Annotated in this window: 15 protein-coding genes; 3 read left to right on the top strand and 12 right to left on the bottom strand. The window is 67.7% G+C overall.

Going from position 1 to position 17,545, the window contains the following annotated elements:
- The first annotated feature begins 7 nt into the window (after nucleotides 1–7).
- Nucleotides 8–745, top strand: coding sequence for an aspartate/glutamate racemase family protein (locus VK682_RS07840; RefSeq protein ID WP_230797397.1), 738 nt, complete (start codon nucleotides 8–10; stop codon nucleotides 743–745).
- A gap of 20 nt (nucleotides 746–765) precedes the next feature.
- Here VK682_RS07840 and VK682_RS07835 read toward each other — a convergent pair whose 3' ends face one another.
- The 11 genes from VK682_RS07835 to fabA form a co-directional block, all read right to left on the bottom strand.
- On the bottom strand, nucleotides 766–1,491 hold the full coding sequence (locus tag VK682_RS07835) for a hydratase (RefSeq protein ID WP_230797396.1): 726 nt from the start codon (nucleotides 1,489–1,491) through the stop codon (nucleotides 766–768).
- 92 nt (nucleotides 1,492–1,583) lie between these two features.
- The gene (gene htpX, locus VK682_RS07830) at nucleotides 1,584–2,513 is read right to left on the bottom strand and encodes a zinc metalloprotease HtpX (protein WP_230797395.1); all 930 of its coding nucleotides are present in this window, start codon (nucleotides 2,511–2,513) and stop codon (nucleotides 1,584–1,586) included.
- A gap of 80 nt (nucleotides 2,514–2,593) precedes the next feature.
- Nucleotides 2,594–4,213, bottom strand: coding sequence for an FAD/NAD(P)-binding protein (locus VK682_RS07825; RefSeq protein WP_230797394.1), 1,620 nt, complete (start codon nucleotides 4,211–4,213; stop codon nucleotides 2,594–2,596).
- A gap of 64 nt (nucleotides 4,214–4,277) precedes the next feature.
- The gene (locus tag VK682_RS07820) at nucleotides 4,278–5,732 is read right to left on the bottom strand and encodes an outer membrane protein assembly factor BamD (protein WP_230797393.1); all 1,455 of its coding nucleotides are present in this window, start codon (nucleotides 5,730–5,732) and stop codon (nucleotides 4,278–4,280) included.
- Entirely contained in the window at nucleotides 5,729–6,802 is a 1,074-nt protein-coding gene (locus tag VK682_RS07815; RefSeq protein WP_230797392.1) for a family 8 glycosyl hydrolase, read from the bottom strand. Before VK682_RS07815 ends, VK682_RS07820 begins: the two co-directional genes overlap by 4 nt.
- Nucleotides 6,799–9,027: a cellulose biosynthesis cyclic di-GMP-binding regulatory protein BcsB gene (locus VK682_RS07810; protein WP_230797391.1), complete on the bottom strand. Its 2,229-nt coding sequence runs from the start codon at nucleotides 9,025–9,027 to the stop codon at nucleotides 6,799–6,801. Before VK682_RS07810 ends, VK682_RS07815 begins: the two co-directional genes overlap by 4 nt.
- Nucleotides 9,024–11,342 (bottom strand): UDP-forming cellulose synthase catalytic subunit, encoded by a 2,319-nt coding sequence (gene bcsA, locus VK682_RS07805; protein WP_417750625.1) that lies wholly within the window; start codon nucleotides 11,340–11,342, stop codon nucleotides 9,024–9,026. The genes VK682_RS07810 and bcsA overlap by 4 nt, the downstream gene beginning before the upstream one ends.
- 32 nt (nucleotides 11,343–11,374) lie before the next feature.
- Nucleotides 11,375–11,998, bottom strand: coding sequence for a hypothetical protein (locus VK682_RS07800; protein WP_324781628.1), 624 nt, complete (start codon nucleotides 11,996–11,998; stop codon nucleotides 11,375–11,377).
- A gap of 657 nt (nucleotides 11,999–12,655) precedes the next feature.
- Nucleotides 12,656–13,447, bottom strand: a complete 792-nt coding sequence (locus tag VK682_RS07795; RefSeq protein ID WP_089845927.1) for an enoyl-ACP reductase FabI — start codon at nucleotides 13,445–13,447, stop codon at nucleotides 12,656–12,658.
- A 14-nt stretch (nucleotides 13,448–13,461) separates the two neighbouring features.
- Complete coding sequence (gene fabB / locus VK682_RS07790) at nucleotides 13,462–14,691, bottom strand: beta-ketoacyl-ACP synthase I (RefSeq protein ID WP_089845925.1); 1,230 nt, start codon at nucleotides 14,689–14,691, stop codon at nucleotides 13,462–13,464.
- A 16-nt stretch (nucleotides 14,692–14,707) separates the two neighbouring features.
- Nucleotides 14,708–15,217: a bifunctional 3-hydroxydecanoyl-ACP dehydratase/trans-2-decenoyl-ACP isomerase gene (gene fabA / locus VK682_RS07785; RefSeq protein ID WP_230797387.1), complete on the bottom strand. Its 510-nt coding sequence runs from the start codon at nucleotides 15,215–15,217 to the stop codon at nucleotides 14,708–14,710.
- A 181-nt stretch (nucleotides 15,218–15,398) separates the two neighbouring features.
- On the opposite strand from fabA, the gene irrA reads away from it, so the two are divergent.
- Together irrA and VK682_RS07775 are read left to right on the top strand one after the other, a co-directional pair.
- Complete coding sequence (irrA, locus tag VK682_RS07780; RefSeq protein WP_089845920.1) at nucleotides 15,399–15,815, top strand: iron response transcriptional regulator IrrA; 417 nt, start codon at nucleotides 15,399–15,401, stop codon at nucleotides 15,813–15,815.
- An 86-nt stretch (nucleotides 15,816–15,901) separates the two neighbouring features.
- Nucleotides 15,902–16,588 (top strand): FAD-binding oxidoreductase, encoded by a 687-nt coding sequence (locus VK682_RS07775; RefSeq protein ID WP_230797386.1) that lies wholly within the window; start codon nucleotides 15,902–15,904, stop codon nucleotides 16,586–16,588.
- A gap of 13 nt (nucleotides 16,589–16,601) precedes the next feature.
- On the opposite strand, the gene VK682_RS07770 is transcribed toward VK682_RS07775, so the two are convergent.
- Entirely contained in the window at nucleotides 16,602–17,471 is an 870-nt protein-coding gene (locus tag VK682_RS07770; protein ID WP_230797385.1) for a hypothetical protein, read from the bottom strand.
- Nucleotides 17,472–17,545 lie beyond the last annotated feature (74 nt).

The following is a 17,545-nucleotide window of genomic DNA, read 5'->3' as shown; positions in this document are numbered from 1 at the left end:
GCCCGCCATGCGCCTGCTTCTCGTCAATCCCAACATGACCACCGCCATGACCGACAGCATGGCGGCGCTGGCCCGCAAGGTGGCGGGGGACCGGGCCGAGATCGTGCCGCTGACCGCGCCGCGCGGCTTTCCCTATATCGCCTCCCGCGCCGAGGCCCAGATCGCCGGGGCCATCACGCTGGAAATGATCGCGGACCACCAGCAGGGGATGGATGCGGTGATCATCGGCGCCTTTGGCGATCCCGGGCTTGCCGGGGCGCGCGACCTGTTCGACCTGCCGGTGGTGGGCATGGCCGAGGCCGCCGTGCTTTCCGCCGCGATGATGGGAGAGCGGTTTTCCATCGTGACCTTCTCGCCGGTCATGCGCCGCTGGTATGCCGACTGTGTGGCTGCCACCGGGCTTTCGTCCCGCTTTACCGGGGTGCGCACGCCCGAGACGCATCAGCCCGATGTGGGCCGCGCCCGCGACCTGCTGCGCGCCGATCTGGTGGCGCTGGCGCGGCGCGCGGTGGTCGAGGATGGCGCGGATGTGGTGATCCTTGGCGGCGCGCCGCTGGCAGGTCTGGCGCCCGAGATCGCCGGAGAGGTGCCCGCGCTGGTGCTGGATCCGATATGTGCCGCCACGGCACAGGCGCTGGCGCTGGCCTCGCTGCGGGTGGGCTTTGGCGCGCGTGCCTGCAAGCCGGTGGGCAAGCCCTCTGTCGGGCTTGCCCCTGCCTTGGGCCGCGTCATCGCGGCGGGTTAGGGTCGCGGGTCAGGCCCGTTTCAGGCCAGACGCACGCGGATGCTGCCGAACCCGTCCACATGGCCCTCGATGTCGGTGGGGGTGTCGAACCACGGGCAGCCGCAGAGCGAGCCGGTGATGACGATCTGGCCGGGCACCAGCCCGCCGCAGTGATCGCCCACAGAGGCGCAGAGCAGTTCCAGATGCGCCAGCGCCGAGCCGCCGGGAACGGTGGCCTCACCGTCCAGCAGCGCCGTGCCATTGGCCTGCAGCCGGGCGGTGAGCGTGGTGAAATCGCGCCCGTCCCAGTCCGCCAGCGCCGGGCCGACCACCAGACCGGCGTTCAGCTGCGCATCGGCGAGCCGGGGCAGGGGCTGTTCGGCCACCGCGCCGTCGATCCGCTGGTCGACCAGTTCCAGCACCAGATGCGGGGTGAAATACTCCTGCGGGTTGGCGGGGAAGCCGTCCTGCGGCAGGGGCTTGTCCAGCCGGAAGCCGATTTCCATTTCCACCGCGAAACGGTCGCCCAAGGGACGGCTGCCGCCCTCCTGCACCACGTCGCAGGCGGCGATGGGGGCAAGGATGGGCGGCGCGTCGCCCTGTCCCGCCACCTTGAACCCGGCCACGGCGCCACGGGCGGCGCTGACGGCGGCCTGCACGGCCAGCGCCTCGTCCCGGGTCTGGGGCAGGCCGGTTTCGGGGGAAACGCGGGTGCGGGTCTGGTAGGCGGTCAGCAGCGCTTCGGTGAAGGGATGGGGGTCTGTCACGATGTTCCTCCGGGTTGGGCCGGGATGGCCGGTCGGGCCGGACTATGGCGAAGCCTGCGCCATGGTCCAGCCCTGTCCGCCGGAAAACTGTGTCAGGTCCACGGTCCCTTGCGCTGCGAGCCGCCGCGCGGCACCCGGGGCAGGCCCGAGGGCGCGCTGCGCACCTCGCGCGGAGCGGGCTGCTCTGCGGCCTCGCCCGCCATGGCGCGCAGCGCGGCGATGCGGTTTTCGGTGGCGGGGTGGGTGGCGAACATGCTGTCGCGCTTATGCGCGTGCAGCGGGTTGATGATGAACATATGCGCGGTGCCGGGATGGCGTTCGGCGGCGTCATTGTCGATGCGCGCGGCGCCCTGCTGGATCCGCGCCAGCGCCGAGGCGAGCCACAGCGGCTGGCCGCAGATCTCGGCCCCGGCCTTGTCGGCGGCATATTCCCGCGTGCGCGAGATCGCCATCTGCACCAGCGCCGCCGCGACGGGGGCAAGGAACATCATCGCCAGCGTGCCCACCAGCCCCAGCCGTTCGCGGCTGCCGCCAAAGAACAGCGCAAAGTTGGCGAGCATGGAAATCGCCCCGGCAAAGGTGGCGGTCACCGTCATGATCGCGGTGTCATGGTTGCGGATATGCGCCAGTTCATGCGCCACCACGCCCGCCAGTTCTTCGCGCGTGAGGCTCTGCATCAGGCCAGTTGTCACCGCCACGGCGGCATTGGCCGGGTTGCGCCCGGTGGCAAAGGCATTGGGCTGCGGCGTGTCGATGATATAGACGGCGGGCATGGGCAGGCCTGCGTTTTTCGCCAGATCCGCCACCATCGTGTTCAGCCCGAAACTGTCGCGCGCGCCCACCGGGCGGGCGTTGTGCATCCGCAGCACCATGCGGTCGGAATTCCACCACGTGAAGACGTTCATCGCGGCGGCCACCGCCAGCGCGATCAGCGCGCCGCCGCCCCCGCCCAGCAGATAGCCGATGCCCATGAACAGCGCGGTCATCGCCGCCATCAGCAGGGCCGTCTTGAAATACCCCATGGCTCGCTCTCCTTGGTTGCCGGGCCGGTTCCCGTTGCTGATATAGGCGCCACCGCGCGGGCTGCAACGGCTGCGCCGGTTCAGCGGTGGCGGGCGCAGAGCCCTTCGGCCCAGCGATCTGTCGCGGCGCCGAAACAGTCATGCAGCGAATCCACCGCGATCACGCTGCCAAGCGCCATGCGCCCCAGCAGGCACAGCCCCGGCGGAGCGCCGGCCAGCTGCCCGTCAGGCGCGGTCTCGGCGCCCAGATCCTCGGAGAGCGTGCGCAGCTGCCCCGCCTGCCACAGCCCCGCCACCAGCGGATCGGTCACGGCATCAAGCCGCGGCGCGGGCAGCACGCCATCCACCATGGCGCGGACGGGAACAGCCCCCTGCGCGGTGCTCAGGCTCCAGCCGCGCTCGGTCAGGGTGATCGACGGATCTTCCGCCGCGCAAAGATCGACACGCCCGGCTTCGACCAGCGCCAGCAGTTCCTGCGCGGAGCGCAGCGGCGGGCCGTAGGAAAAGCGTTTCAGCCCCTCGTCAAAGCCGAGGATCGCGGCGGCGGTGACGGCATCGCAGCGCGCGGGGTTGAAGCCTTGGCGCAGCGCGTTCTGCCATTTGCGCCAGATCTGGCCGATGACATAACCCGCCGAGGGTGGGGCTGTGCCCGTTGCCATGGCGATGCCGTGGCGCAGCACCTCCAGCGGCGTGCCGCTGTCCTGCGCGCCGGGGTCGTGCTGTTCCGTCTCCAGCCATGGCTCGGGCTGGTCCGGGCTGGCCATGGCGCGCAGGATGCGGCGGGCCGGGGGCAGCAGGGCCGTGGCGAGCCGTTCCAGCGCCGCGCGGGGCGCCTGATCCAGCGCATCGGCCAGTGCCGCGTCAAAGGCAGCGCTTTCCGCCCCGGTCGGGTCAAAGGCGGCATCCAGCGCGGCGGTCTGCGGCTTCGGCGCGGGCGGATGACCGTTCAGCGAAAAGGGCAGGATCCGCGCGGGTTCGCGCCCCGAGGCGACATAGCCGCCTGCGGTAAAGCTGCCGCCCAGCCCCAGCGTCAGCAGGCGCAGCACGTCGAAGGTGGACAGCCCCAGTCCGCGGATCGCCACGGTCTGCCCGGCCCAGCCTTCGGCGGCGGCAAGCAGGGCGCGGGCGGGATAGGCGGGCTGCAGGTCGGCGCCGGTCCGCTCCGCATGCTCCTGCCAGCGCGCAAGCTGCGGATCGGGGTCTGTCGCGGGCTGGCCCGGCGTCAGCAGCACCTCGTCATAGGGGCCAAAGCCGCCCTCGGGCCCGCGCAGCCGCCAGCCTTCGGGCACAGGATCGAGCGCCGTGATCTGTGCGCTGCGCCGGGCAAGGCGCAGCCCCTCCGGCGGGGAGGAGACCAGCGCATCAAAGCGCGCGGCCAGATAGCCGCCCAGCAGGCTGCGCGCCGGGAAACTGTCGGGATCGGTGCTGCCGCTCCACTCCGCAAACCCTGCCAGCCGGTCGGGGCCCCCGGGCGGTGCGCCCAGATCCAGCGCGCGCAGCGGCGTGTTCAGCAGGCAGAGCGGGCTGTCCTCGGGATCGAAATTCGGCCCCGCGCCGGGATGCGCGCCGGTGTCGAACACCTCCACCGTGACGGGGCGTGCGGTCTGCGGCATCAGGCGTGCCAAGGCTTCCAGCGCGCCAAGCCCGCGCGGGCCCATCCCGATCACCGCCACCCGCAGCGGCGCCTTGTCCGATGTCATCCGCCCTGTGCCCCTGTCTTTGTGGTTGCGCTGAACATGGGCCGCGTCATGGGGATGTCCCGCGTTACTGGATCGCCGCCGCCAGCGCCCGGCGGGATTCCGCGGTCGCCATCTGGTCATGCAGCATCTGGAACAGGGCGCGGGCCCGGTCGCGCTGGCCGGAATTCAGATAGGCATAGCCCTTGAGCATGGCCAGATCGCGGCGCATCCGCCCGGTCAGCCGTTCCACCTCGTCGAAATAGGCGATGGCGCGGCGGTAATCGCCCCGCTCGTAGGCGGCGACACCGCGCTTGTCGAGAATCTCTGTCTCGATCTCCAGCCGCTGTTCGGGGGTAAAATGGGTCTGCGCCGCAACCGAGGCGGCCTGATCCACCATGTTCATGCGCAGCATGGTCAGCGCCATGCCATAAAGGGAATCGCGCTGCAGGTTGCCATCGCGGGTGGAACTGGCGGCGGCGCGAAAATCCTTCAGCGCCTGCATGGGGCGGTCGATGTTGAAGTTGCACCAGCCGCGCTGCGACACGATCTCGGGCTGCTTGGCCCCGGTGGCCAGCGACAGGCAGCGGCGCCAGTCCCCGGCCTGCGCGGCGGCCAGCACCGCGTTATAACCCGCCCCGCCGCCGGAAGGTGCCGCGCGTGCAGCGCCTGCGGGCGCAGGGGCTGCCATGGTGCGCGACGCCGGGGCCTGTGCCGGAGCGGGGCGCGGCTGGCCCAGCGTGGCGGGCCGCGCTTCGGGCCGGGTGGCATCGGTGACAGGAACGCCTGCGGCAACGGGAGCCTCGGCGGGCGCGGCACCGGGTGCGGGGGTGGCGCCAAGCCCGGCCAGCAGCCGGGTTTCCACGGCGTTGATCTGTGCGGCGACGCCGGGGGCGGTGTTGCGCATCAGCGCGGCCATCTCCTGCAGCTGCGCGGCATTGGACACGGAGGCGGATTTTTCCAGCGTCGCCACCAGCACGTCCGGCGTGGTGCAGCTGTCAGCCACGCCGCGATAGATGCCGCGCGCGGTGTCGGTCTGGCCCACCGCCTGATACTGTTCGGCCAGAAGCCATGCGTTGTTCACCCGTTCGCAGACCAGCAGCGCAGGGGTGGCGCGGGCGATGCGGATCGCCGCCTGAGAATTGCCTGCATCGACCGCAGCGGTGAATTCGCGCTGCGCCTCGGCCAGGGACAGGGTCTGCAGCAGATCGGCGGAGGGCGTCCAGTTGGGATAGGTGCGTGTCGCATCCTCGATCCGGTCGCGGGCCCCGGCAAAATCCTCGCGGGCGATCAGCTGGTAGATGCCGTCGACCAGCCCGGGGGGCACGTCGCGGTTGAGGTTGGACAGATCGTCCGGCGGGGACCATTCCGGAAACTGCACCTGAAGGCGGCGCAGTTCTGACCGGATCGCCTGTTCGTTGTTCTCGTTGATGTAGAAACGCAGCGCCTGAAGGTCGCGTTCATCGGGATCCTGCGCCATGGCCCCGGCGGGCAGCAGCGCAAGCACAAGAAGGGCGGGGCGGAACAGGCGGAGCAGGGTCATAGCGGCAGACATCTCGGTTCGGCGTGCATCTGTGCCAGAAGGGCGAACAGATGCAGCGTGGCGGGATAGTAAGGGTCGGTCGGCGCAAAAGGCGGAATGCGCGACCCGATCTGGTCAGAGGCCGCGCAGGCGGTCAAGGCGGCAACGGCATTGTAACCCGCCGCGCCATCCGTGGCGAGCACGCCGCCGCTCTGGCGGGAGATCACGGTGGCGGCGAGCCCGGGCGGCAGATTGGCCTGCGCCTGCGCATAGCGTGCCACCGCCGGATGCGAGGCCATGTCGGACCAGACCAGATAGAGCGGCGCGCGCACGGCCTCATAGCCCGCGTCAAAGGAAAACCCCTCGGCGGCGCGGGGGCCGGAGGGGGTCAGCAGCACCCAGTCGGGCACCACGCCGCCCGAGGCCAGATCGCGCATGAGCTGCACCGCGCCATCGGCGGCAGAGGCCAGTTCGGGCGCGTCAAAGGCATTGGCCAGATCCATCATCGCCAGCGGCATCGCGTAGGACGGGTTGTAGATGAAGCCCTCATCGGTCTGGAAGCCCTGCGCGGCGGGCAGCATCAGCATCATGCCGATGCGGTCGGGCCGGGCGACGATGCAGGAGGCCACCAGATCGGCCACGATGGCGGCGGCACGGTCGCGGTATTCCGCCACGCCAAAGGCATCGGCAGCCTTCATCAGCGCCCATGCCCGGAACAGGTCGCCGTCGCTGGCATTGTTGAGATCGGGCACCCGCTCCGGCGTGTCGGGCAGCCAGCGCCACGCCATCAGCGTGTCGGCGCGGATCGCCAGATTGACGCGGGTCCATGTTTCCATCTGCTCGAAACTGCGGGCATCGCCCATGACCGCCGCCAGCAGCAGCCCATAGCCCTGACCTTCGGAATGGCTGGAATTCTGCTGGAGCCGGTCGATCACCCGCCCGGTGGAGGCCAGATGCGCCGCCTTCCATGCGCGCCAGACGTCGCCAAGATTGCTGATGTCATCCGCCGTCTGGGCGCGCAGGGCGCCCGCGCCAAACACCGAAGCTCCGGCCAGTCCGCAAAGACCGGCCAGCAGGTTGCGCCGTATCATGGTCGTCTCCGTCGCATGAGGATTGCGATCAGCATGGCCACAAAGGCTGAACACAGGGTGATGGTGATGAGGACCAGCACATAGTCCTGCGGCCGTGTGGTGGCATAGTTTCCGGCCACGGCGCGGGCATTGGCCAGCGTCAGAGGCTCGTGCAGCTGCAGCGGCTGGTCCGGAGAAACCCAGCTGTCCCAGATCCCTTCGCCGGTCAGCACCGACACCTGCCCCATGGGGCCGTCGATGTGGCGATGGGTGGCGGCAAGGCTTTCCACGATGGTTTCGGGCATGGCGCGGGGGCCCACCACCAGCCAGACGCGGTCGGGGCGGGACATGTCGGGCTGGAACAGCAGCGCCTGCGCGCTGCGGTCGGCCAGCCATTCCGGCAGGTCGGGTTCGTCGCCGCGCCACATCGAGGTGACGCCCTCGCGCAGGCGGTCGGGCAGCGCCGCGATGCGGTCAAGCCGCAGCAGCGCCGACAGCCAGTTGCCCTCGTTCACCCGGTCCCACGCGGCGACGGGGGCCGTGGCCACGGCGGGGGCGGAAACCCGGGTCAGCGCGTGCAGGAGATCGGCGCTGTAGCGGTCGGCAAGCGGTCCTTCGATCAGGCCCAGATCGGCGGGGGTCGCCAGCGTCAGCTGCGGGTCCAGCCCGGAGGGGGCGCGTTCGGTGCCCTGATGGCCGCGGAACACCGCCGCCAGCTGCAGCAGCAGCCCGGCAGGCAGCGTCTGCTTGGCACTTTCACTGATCGACAGGCCTTCCTGACGCAGATGCGCCAGCGTGCGCCCAAGGCCGGGCCGCGACATCAGCGGCGAGTCGGGCACAAAGATCTGCGTGCTGCCCAGCACCTCGAACACCGGATTGGCGCGGGGTTCGCAGGCCTGATCGGGCGGATCGCCGGGCACCAGCGCCTCGAAATCCACGCGGTTGACGCCGGGCTGCAGCAGCGAGGCGCGGAAGCGGATCGGCAGCATCGGCAGGGTCTGGCCTGCGGTTTCGGGATCGTCCAGCGGCAGCAGCTGCACCGTGGTGCCGTTCACCTTGACCAGCAGCAGCGCGCCTTCGGGCAGGCCGGTGTCGAAGCGGTAGTTCAGCGCCAGTTCCGCCCGCTGCGAGGCCAAAAGCAGCCAGTCCCAGGGCAGCCGGAATTCCGCGCCTTCGCGGATGTAGCGGCCATGGCCCTGCAGCCCGTCAAAGCCAAGCTCGCCGAAGGTGACGTAGCGTCCCGGCGGCAGATCGGGCAGGCCCTGTTCCGTGCCATTCTGCGGCACCGCCTCTGCCAGCACCTCGGCGAGCCGCTCATAGGCGGTGGGATCCACCGCCATCACGATGGCGCCATCGCCGCCGCTGCGGAATTCGTAGCCGTCAGGCGGGCTGGTGCCGGGCGGCAGTTCGGCCACCCGCGCCAGCGCGGGCGGGGTGGTGCCGACCGAATAGTAATCCTCGAAGCTGACGCGGGGCGGGGTGCCGCCAAAGGCCACTTCCACCTGCGCGATCACCGGGGCGACGGTGGCGGCGCGGTCGGCGGATCCGGTGCCATGCACGCGCAGCGCCTGACCCCGGGCGGCCTGTGCGGCCACGGCGGCCAGAAAGCCCAGCGGATTGGTGTCAAAGCTCTGCGATCCCAGACGCACGCCGCTCTGGTCCAGCGCGATGTCGGTCCACAGGCTGAACGACGCGTCGGCGCCGCAGAACACGCGATGCGTCTGCCGCGCCTCGATCCGGACCAGATTGCGCCCGGCCTTCAGCAGACCCGGCGGCACCGGCAGCGACACGGCGCGCACGCTGTCGAAATTTTCCAGCGTGGCGGTGCCGATGGCCCTGCCATTGACAAAAACCCGGATCTGCGAGCGGTCGGGCAGCACGTTGATGGAGCTTTGCGTCGCGATCTGCAGCGTCGCCCCGTCAAAATCCTGCGGCAGGAACAGCACGAAGCCCGCCTGCGGCGCGTCGCCTTCCATGCGGTAGCTGGTGACGCGCCCCGGCTGCGGTTCCAGCGCGCGCAGCGGCAGCAGCACGTCGGCTGTGGTGGCGGGGCGCGACTCGGGGCTGGCGCCCTGCACATGCAGGCGGGGGCCTGCGGGCTGCTGCGGCACGACGGGGCGCGCCTCTTCCACCTCGGCGGGGCCCGCATCGGGCAGCGGGTCGAGCCGGATCTGCTGCGCCTGACCGGGCAGCGCCGCCAGCAGCAGCGCCAGCGCGCCCAGATGCCGGAGGGTTCGATGGATCATGCCCGCACCTCCGCTTCGTCGCTGTCGAAATAGCCGCTGCCGTCATCGTCGCGCGGATCATCGGCCAGAAACTGGTCGATGGCCTGCTGTTCGACCGAACTGCGGCGGTCATCGGTCTTGGCCGCCCGCGCCGAAGACGGCGCCCGCAGCAGCCCGATCACCGTCACCGGCAGGGACACGATGGCCTTGCGCAGCACGAACAGGATGCCGGGCACCAGCCCGCGCCGCTGCGGTACGGCCTTGCGCGCGGCATGCCATTTCTTGCTGTCGCCATAGACCAGCCATGCGGTCATGGCGCTGGCCGCGATCATCTGGCTTTCGTCAAACGTGACGGCCAGCCCATGGCGTTCCGCCCCCATCCGCCCGCGGTCGGACTGGGTGACCTTGCCCTGCAGCGTCTGCTCCAGCGCGCGCGCCTTGGGGATTTCCAGATGCACCATGATCTCGGCATCGGGTTTGATCTCCAGCAGGGCCGGATCGGTGTCGGGGCCGAGCTGCAGTTCCAGCCGCAGCCCCTTGCCAGAGACCGACCGCACGAGGGCCGGGGCCGCCGTCTCTTCGGGCTGACCGGCCAGCCAGACCCGCGCGGGGGCGCGGATCACCGTGCGGGGTTTCTGCAGCCGCCGCTGCCGTTCAAAGACCGACCGCAGCGACAGCGCCGCCAGCAGGAAGTTGTAAAGGTTCCAGCCGCCCACGATCAGCACCACGGTGCGGTCGCCGGGAAACAGCGACCAGCGCATCGCCGCCGCCACCAGCCCCGCGAACAGCAGCAGGTTCAGCATCAGCAGCGGCTGGAACACCGGAGAGATAAAATCCTTGTCCAGCGTCTCGTCCTTGGCCGTCACCTTGAAGGTGGCGGCGTTGGGGCGCAGCACGGTGTTGAACACCGCCTTCAGCAGATAGGGGGTCTGGGCAATCTCGTAGACTTCAGAGATCAGCGGCCAGCGCACCTTTGAAAACAGCGCGTTCTGGATCAGGAAGCCCACCAGAAGATGCGGCAGGATATAGGCCAGCACCTCGTCATAGGTCACCACGAAGACCTCGAGGCCGAAGAACAGGTAGAAGAGCGGGCTGAGCAGGAAGATCATGCGCACCAGCGGAAACAGCCAGTAGCTCATGGAGTTCAGGTAGCACACGCGCTGCAGCATGGTCAGGCCGGGACGGAACAGCGGGTTCTTCAGGATCAGCATCTGCATCATGCCGGTGGCCCAGCGGCCGCGCTGCGTGATGAAGGAGGCGAAGGTTTCCGGCTGCAGCCCCGCGATCATCGCGTGGTCCAGATACAGGCTTTCCCAGCCGCGCGAATGGATGTCGAGCGCGGTTTCCGCGTCTTCGGTGATGGTCCGGCCCGAAATGCCGCCCACATCGTCCAGCGCCTTGCGCCGGATCAGCGCGGCGGAGCCGCAGAAGAACGCGCCGCCCAGCCGGTCCAGCCCGCGATGGATTTCGGTATAGAACATCTCGTTTTCCGAGGGGCAGGTCTCGGGCAGGCCGATATTGCGCTCGATCGGATCACGGTTGGTGAAGAAATGCGGGGTCTGGACCAGAAACAGCTTGGGGTTTTCGACAAAATACCCGGCGGTGCGGGCCAGAAACTCTCGGCTCGGCACGTGGTCGGCGTCAAGGATCAGCACCAGCTCGCCGCGCAGCTTGTGCAGCGCGGAGTTGAGATTGCCCGCCTTGGCGTGTTCGTTGCGCGCGCGGGTGGTGTAGACCACGCCCATCTGTTCGCACATGGCCTGCAGCTGCGCGCGCCGCTCCTGCGCTTCCTTGGCGGCCTTGGGATCGGGGGAGGCGCATTTCTGGTCGGTGCCGCCATCGTCGCACAGCACCACGGTCTTGCGGCCCTCGGGATAGACCATCTGCATGGCCGCAGCCAGCGTGACCGCCAGCAGTTCGGGCGGCTCGTTATAGCTTGGCACCAGCACGTCGACGGTGGGCGCCTCGCTGCGGCGCATGCGCTTGGGCAGCGGCGGCGTGGTCGGATCGGCGGTGATGAGGGCCGTCAGGAAGAACAGCACCACGGTAAAGGATTCCGCCCCGAACAGCACCAGCGCCGCGATGAAGGACACCGGATCGTCGGGCGAGGGCAGGGTTTCGGTCAGACGCCAGAACCAGTAACGCAGCACCAAGGTGCTGGCCGCCGCCAGGACGAAAAAGCGCACGCGCAGGCTTTTCTGCACAAACGGCTTCAGGGCGAAGAGGATCGCCAGCACGGTCAGCGCCAGCAGGCCCTGCACGATGGTTGCGGTGGGGGTCGCGGCCAGAAACAGCACCGGCACCAGCAGGGCCAGCCAGACCAGCATCAGCAGCATGGCCCCCGGCCGGGCTTTGCGCGCGGTCCGGCTCACGGGATGGGCGCCGCAAGCGGGGACAGCATCTGAGGCCGTCCATCCAATGCGCCACGTTCCCCGGCAAAGCCCGCGCTGGCCATGGCCAGCGGTCGCAGCGCCTCTTCGACGCTGCCGCGCAGACAGTTGCGCATCATCACGTCCAGCCCTCCGGTGCCGGGGGGCACCACGCGGGAGGAGGCATCCAGCCTGCGGAAGGCCAGCACGCAGGTCAGATCCGTGCCATTGGTCCAGCGCGCCCAGTGCAGGGTGCCGAGCACGTCTTCTTCGGTGGTGATGGTCAGATCGCGGAAGCTGGTGAAGGGCAGCGGCGGCTCGCCATTGCGGCGCCAGATGGTCAGCGGCTGGAACCGGCCCAGCGAGGTCAGGTTGCTGCCCTGCGTCATCATGAAGACAAAATTGTCACCGGGCAGGGTGGTGGTGTTGGGCAGCAGGATGCGCTGTTCGCTGACATTGCGGTAGCGGCGTTCCAGCACAAGCTGCGCCCCCGGATAGCCGACCCAGGCCTGCGACAGATCCTGCTGCACATAGGGGGCGCGGTCGAGCGTGTCGTCAAACTCGCTCCATGTCTTGGGAAAGGTGGAACAGGCCGCACCTGCCAGCAGAACCAGACAGGTCATCAGCGCGCGGGGAAGACCCTTGCGCGCAGGACGTGCACGTCCAGTTGATTGCTTCGCAGATTTCCGCAAACCACGCCCCTCGCCATGCTCTACTGGAATAAGACCCCTTAGCATCACCTACTCACATCTTGGCCGTGTTTGTAAGCAGCGCCGCACTCTTCTCGCAGAGTTGTGGATTCAGAAGCACATAGTTTGCGGTGTTAATGTGGTGATTTCTTGACGGTTGCGGAATGACCGGAGCGAAGCCTGTCCCACGGCGCGGCGGCAGGGCGCGGGCGGATCAGAAAAAGAGGTACTGGACCAGCTTCCAGAGACCCCACCACAGCAAGAGCCCAATCAGCGCGAAAGGCGCGATCCACCAGCCGGGTGCATGGCGGCGGGAAGGCCTGCCCTTGGGGTCCGAATCCGGTCGGTCGGGACGCGGACGCTTGGGCGGAGACGTGTTTTTGCGGTTCGTCACCTGATTACTCACCAAAAATGGCGAAGACCGCTTACCGGGCGTGCTTCGGGAAAAAATAAAACTCGTTACCTGCAGAACCGCAGGAGCATTCAGACTATATCAGAAATCATAATGCCGCTTGGGCAAATAATGCAAACAATACCGCATGACTTTCGGGCGACGTTATGTCGCCCGCTGCTGCCGCACTCCGGAGCGGGTCAGAGGTATTCGTATTGCGGCATTCCCAGCACGTGAAAACCGCCATCCACATGGATGATTTCACCGGTGGTGCAGGCGCCCGCATCGGACACCAGATAGACCGCCGTGCCGCCCACCGCCTCCAGCGTCGCGTTGGACCGCAGCGGTGCGTTCTGGTCGGTGAACTTGTAGGTCTTGCGCGCGCCGCCGATGGCCGCCCCCGCCAGCGTCTTCATCGGACCGGGAGAGATGGCATTGACCCGGATGCCTTCGGGGCCAAGGTCATTGGCCAGATAGCGTGTGGCCGATTCCAGCGCCGCCTTGGCCACGCCCATCACGTTGTAATTGGGCACGACGCGCTGGCTGCCCTCATAGGTCAGGGTCAGCAGGGTGCCGCCGTTTTCCACCATCAGCGGATGCGCGCGGCGCGCGACATCGATGAAGGAATAGCAGGAAATATCGAGCGAATGCTTGAAGTTGTCGCGGCTGGTGTTGAGGATCCGCCCCGTCAGTTCCGACTTGTCGGAAAAGGCGATGGCGTGCACCAGAAAGTCGATGCTGGGCCAGCGGTCCGCCAGCGCGGCAAAGGCCGCATCCAACGAGGCGTCGTCGGTCACGTCGACATCGACCATGAAATCCGACCCGACCGAAGCGGCGAGCGGCTCCAGCCGCTTGCCGAAAGCCTCGCCCTGATAGGTGAAGGCCAGCTCTGCCCCCGCGCCATGCAGCGCCTTGGCGATGCCCCATGCAATGGAGCGCTCATTCGCCACGCCCATGACAAGCCCGCGCTTGCCCTTCAGAAGCTCGCTCATTCGTTAAACCTGCCTCAGCCGTTAAATCTGCTCAGCAGCATCGAGCCATTCGTGCCGCCGAATCCGAAGGAATTGGTCATCACCGTATCAAGCCCGGCATTGTCCACGCGGGTGGTCGCAATCTCTGCAGGCTTCAGCGCGGGGTCGAGCGTTTCCACATTGATCGATGGCGCGATAAAATCGTCCTGCAGCATCAGCAGGCAATAGATCGCCTCCTGCGCGCCGGTGGCGCCCTGGCTGTGGCCGGTCATCGATTTGGTGGAGCTGACGGGGGGCGTGCTGCCCTCGCCAAAGACGCGGCGCACCGCCTCGATCTCGCCGACATCGCCGACCGGGGTCGAGGTGCCATGCGCGTTGATGTAGCCAACGCTGCGGCCCTCGGGCAGGGTGGACAGCGCCAGCCGCATGGCCCGCTCGCCGCCCTCGCCGGAAGGGGCCACCATGTCATGGCCATCCGAGGTGGCGGCGTAGCCCGTCACTTCGGCATAGATCTTGGCGCCGCGCGCGCGGGCATGCTCCAGCTCTTCCAGCACGACGATGCCGCCGCCGCCAGAGATCACGAAGCCGTCGCGCCCGGCATCGAAGGCCCGGCTCGCCTTTTCGGGGGTGTCATTATACTTGGAGGACATGGCACCCATGGCGTCGAACAGGCAGGACAGGGTCCAGTCCAGTTCTTCTGCGCCGCCCGCGAACATCACGTCCTGCTTGCCCATCATGATCTGCTCTGCCGCGTTGCCGATGCAATGCAGCGAGGTCGAGCAGGCGGAGGTGATGGAATAGTTGATGCCCTTGATGCGGAAGGCGGTCGACAGGTTGGCGGAGATGGTCGAACACATCGCCTTCGGCACGGCGAAGGGGCCGACGCGCTTGGTGCCGCCGGTCTTCAGCACGGTCTGATGCGCGGTCAGCAGCGCCGAGGTGGACGGCCCGCCCGATCCTGCCACCAGACCGGTGCGCGGATTGACGATGTCGGATTCTTCCAGCCCCGCATCCGCGATGGCCTGCGTCATGGCGATATGCGCATAGGCCGCACCGGGGCCCATGAAGCGCAGCACGCGCTTGTCCACATGATCCGCCACGTCGATGGCGGGAGCCCCCGCGATCTGGCTGCGGAAGCCATGTTCCTTCATCTGCTCGTTGGCGGTGATGCCGGATTTGCCCGCCTTCAGCGAGGCGAGCACTTCGGTTGCGGAATTTCCGATGGACGAGACGATTCCCAGTCCGGTGATGACGACGCGACGCATGTTGATCCTCCCTGGATCAGCTCTCGGACAGAGCGACCTTCATGTCCTTGACCTGGTAGATCACTTCCCCATCCGCCTCGACGATGCCGTCGGCAACCCCCATGGTCAGCCGCCGGGTCTGGAGCGCCTTGGTGAAATCGATCTTGTAGGTCAGCAGCTTGCGGTCAGGGCGGACCATGCCGGTCAGCTTGACCTCGCCCACGCCCAGAGCATAGCCGCGCCCCTGCCAGCCGCGCCAGCCCAGATTGAAGCCGGTCAGCTGCCACAGCCCGTCCAGCCCCAGACAGCCGGGCATGATCGGGTTGCCGGGAAAATGGCACTCGAAAAACCACAGGTCCGGCGTGATGTCGAATTCCGCCACCACATGCCCCTTGCCATGAAGCCCGCCATCGCCAGAGATGTCGGTGATGCGGTCCATCATGAGCATGGGCGGCGCAGGAAGCTGAGCGTTGCCCGCGCCGAAAAGTTCGCCGCGCGCGCATTTCAGCAGGTCTTCCTTGCCGAAGCTGGTGGGATAGTCGGCCATGCAGGCAGGCCCTCTTAGTCCTAGGGTTTCAAGTTTCGACCCCCTCTAGCACCGCGCCGCCGCGCCATGCAAGCCTGCGCATCGGCGCGGGGTGCGCACCAGCTTTTGCGCATTTCCGTTTGAAATTCCACAGGCTCAGACCTTATATGGATCTGATGCAGCGACGTGACCGGATGAGGCGATGACTTCTGACGCCATTCAAAGAGGCAGCGACTGGCTGAACCAGGCAGGATTGCGCCCGACGCGGCAGCGTGTGGCGCTTGCCGCCCTGCTTGTCGGCGATGGCCGTAACCGCCATGTGACAGCGGAAAGCCTGTTCGCTTCCGTGCAGGAGCGGGGCGAAAGCGTGTCGCTTGCCACGGTCTACAACACGCTGCGCGCCTTCTGCGATGCGGGGCTGATGCAGGAGGTCACGGTGGATGGCAGCCGCAGCTATTTCGACACCAACACCCATGACCATCCGCATTTCTACTGGGAAGAAGACGGGCATCTGACCGATGCGCCTTCGGACCAGCTTGTGATCGCCAAGCTGCCCGATCTGCCCGAAGGGGCAGAGATTGCCTCTGTCGACGTGGTGATCCGGCTGCGCCGCAAATAGGCGCGGCCCCGGACCGGCGGCAGCAGCGGTAGAAGAGGAACCTTGCCGGAGTGCGGCGCGTTTGCGCCCTACAGCAAGGAGACTTCATGACCCGCAGATTGACCCTGCAGCGCATCACGCCGCTCAACCATTCCGTTTTTCATCTTGTCTTTGACCGCCCCGAGGGGCTGGCCTTCACCCCCGGTCAGGCGGTGGACATGGCGCTGGACCGCGATGGCTGGCGCGAGACGCGGCATCCCTTCACCTTCACCTCGCTGCCCTCCGAAGAGGCTGCGGAGTTTGTCATCAAGACCTATCCGGAGGATGCGGAGGGCCATGAAGGCATGACTGCCCGCATCGCGCGGATGCAGCCCGGCGATGCCGTGCTGGTCGAGGATCCGTGGGGCGCCATCAAGGACGAGGGCGACGGTCTGTTCCTTGCCGGCGGGGCAGGGGTCACGCCTTTCATCGCCGTGCTGCGCGACAAGCTCGCGCGGGCCGGAACGCTGGAGGGCAACACGCTGATCTTTTCCAACGAGACCGAGCAGGACATCTTCCTCAAGGGCTTTTTCGAGGACATGCCCGGCCTGCGCACCCGGTTCATCGTGACTCAGGACAAGGACAGCGCGCTTTATCATCCGCGCATCGACTCGGCGCTGCTCAAGGATTACCTGCAGCCCGACCGCGACACCTGTTACGTCTGCGGCCCCGATGCCATGCTGGAGGACATGTCGGATCTGCTGCGGGAACGCGGCGTGCCCGCCGACCGCATCGTGACCGAGGATTTTGACTGAACCGCCGCCTAGCTCAGAACCACTGTCCGGGCTCGATCAGCCCCAGATCCAGCAGCTGGCGCGACTGCCAGTCAAACCGGACGGAGCCATGCCAGCGGAAGCTGCGGATGCTCTCGCTGGATCCGGGGTTGCGCTTCAGCGCCTTGGCGGTGCGGAAGGACATCAGCGCCGCCGTCAGGTTGTGATGCCACGGACAGGCATAGGTGTTGTATTCCTCGTCGCTGAAGGTGTGATCGCTGCGCAGGCGCAGCCCGCGTGCGGCCCGGAACAGCGCGATCCGGTCGATCTTGCGCCGCTCGGGCGGCACATGTTCCTCGTAGCGCCAGCGCAGCCCGCCGAAGAAATCCAGCTGCCGCTCCTTGGGGTGGTTGTGGCGGGCGGGATCGGGCCGCGCCAGCGCATAATACCCGGTCCGGTCCATCCATGCGTCATCCAGCGACACCGCGTCCGGGCTGCGGTCCAGATCGCCCGCGTAAAGATCGACCACATAGGTCAGCATGGCCGCGCGGCGTTCTTCGGTGTGAAAGGCCAGCATCTCCGGCACGGAGCGGGTTTCGCTGAACGGATAGAACAGGAATTCCGCATTGTAGCAGTAGAACATCCACAGCCCCGGCGCCGCCTCGCTCAGGCGGTCGACGGCATGCGGCACGGCGCGGTCCGCCGCCGGATCCCAGTCGATGCGCAGCACCTGCGCCGTCAGATCCGGTGCCAGTGCCAGATGCGGCGCCATGAAGGCCAGCACCGGGCGGAATCCCAGCTGCAGGTGATGGCGCAGGGTGGTGTCGATCTCGGCCTGATCCTCGCAGAAGATCAGCGCCACGGGGCCGCCGCCCAGTCGGCCCCGGTCCCGCCGCAGGAACGCCTCCAGCCCGCTATACCGCATCACATCCCCGTCACCCGACCCCTGCCGACCCTGTGCAAAAATCTGGTGCATTGCAAGCAGGGGGCGGAATGCGG

The organism is Salipiger marinus, assembly GCF_035481585.1.
GTDB classification, from domain to species: Bacteria; Pseudomonadota; Alphaproteobacteria; order Rhodobacterales; family Rhodobacteraceae; genus Salipiger; species Salipiger marinus.
Note: the sequence above shows the minus strand (reverse complement) of the source record. Positions and strands in the feature narration are given on the sequence as shown.

What these genes read in the sequence shown, in the direction of transcription:
- VK682_RS07815 (WP_230797392.1), bottom strand. Translation starts at nt 6,802, where the DNA reads ATGATACGGCGCAACCTGCTGGCCGGTCTTTGCGGACTGGCCGGAGCT.
- VK682_RS07820 (WP_230797393.1), bottom strand. Translation starts at nt 5,732, where the DNA reads ATGACCCTGCTCCGCCTGTTCCGCCCCGCCCTTCTTGTGCTTGCGCTG.
- VK682_RS07825 (WP_230797394.1), bottom strand. Translation starts at nt 4,213, where the DNA reads ATGACATCGGACAAGGCGCCGCTGCGGGTGGCGGTGATCGGGATGGGC.
- VK682_RS07810 (WP_230797391.1), bottom strand. Translation starts at nt 9,027, where the DNA reads ATGATCCATCGAACCCTCCGGCATCTGGGCGCGCTGGCGCTGCTGCTG.
- fabA (WP_230797387.1), bottom strand. Translation starts at nt 15,217, where the DNA reads ATGGCCGACTATCCCACCAGCTTCGGCAAGGAAGACCTGCTGAAATGC.
- VK682_RS07775 (WP_230797386.1), top strand. Translation starts at nt 15,902, where the DNA reads ATGACCCGCAGATTGACCCTGCAGCGCATCACGCCGCTCAACCATTCC.
- htpX (WP_230797395.1), bottom strand. Translation starts at nt 2,513, where the DNA reads ATGGGGTATTTCAAGACGGCCCTGCTGATGGCGGCGATGACCGCGCTG.
- VK682_RS07800 (WP_324781628.1), bottom strand. Translation starts at nt 11,998, where the DNA reads ATGACCTGTCTGGTTCTGCTGGCAGGTGCGGCCTGTTCCACCTTTCCC.
- fabB (WP_089845925.1), bottom strand. Translation starts at nt 14,691, where the DNA reads ATGCGTCGCGTCGTCATCACCGGACTGGGAATCGTCTCGTCCATCGGA.
- VK682_RS07840 (WP_230797397.1), top strand. Translation starts at nt 8, where the DNA reads ATGCGCCTGCTTCTCGTCAATCCCAACATGACCACCGCCATGACCGAC.
- irrA (WP_089845920.1), top strand. Translation starts at nt 15,399, where the DNA reads ATGACTTCTGACGCCATTCAAAGAGGCAGCGACTGGCTGAACCAGGCA.
- VK682_RS07795 (WP_089845927.1), bottom strand. Translation starts at nt 13,447, where the DNA reads ATGAGCGAGCTTCTGAAGGGCAAGCGCGGGCTTGTCATGGGCGTGGCG.
- VK682_RS07770 (WP_230797385.1), bottom strand. Translation starts at nt 17,471, where the DNA reads ATGCGGTATAGCGGGCTGGAGGCGTTCCTGCGGCGGGACCGGGGCCGA.
- bcsA (WP_417750625.1), bottom strand. Translation starts at nt 11,342, where the DNA reads ATGCTGCTGATGCTGGTCTGGCTGGCCCTGCTGGTGCCGGTGCTGTTT.